We start from the raw sequence: 281 nt of genomic DNA, 5'->3' as shown, positions 1-281 counted from the left end.
ATAAAATAATTCCATATGCTGCACATTTCCTAAAAAATGAACTCGCTCTACCACCCCTAGTGACACTGCAGCACTCATTAATGAAAAACGTAAACTGCCATTACCAGCAAATACGAGTTCAATCTCTTTGGGTAGCGCGGGCAGTAATTTAATTAAATCTAAATGCCCCTTACCTGGCTCTAAACGAGCAGAGCATCCGATGAGCTTTTTGTCATGGGGCAAGTTAAGCTTAATCCGTGCAGTAGCGTCATCTGTATCTATAAACTGCTGAAAATCAATGC

General features: G+C 40.9%; 1 protein-coding gene. It reads right to left on the bottom strand.

Annotated elements, in window-relative coordinates; genetic code table 11:
* On the bottom strand, nt 1-281 hold a 281-nt coding region (locus tag SB749_RS19255), incomplete at both ends, for a glycosyltransferase (protein ID WP_410711717.1).

This window comes from Brevibacterium sp. SIMBA_078 (genome assembly GCF_046534565.1).
In the GTDB taxonomy this organism is placed as follows: Bacteria; Actinomycetota; Actinomycetes; order Actinomycetales; family Brevibacteriaceae; genus Brevibacterium.
This window is presented reverse-complemented; position numbering and strand designations above follow the sequence as displayed.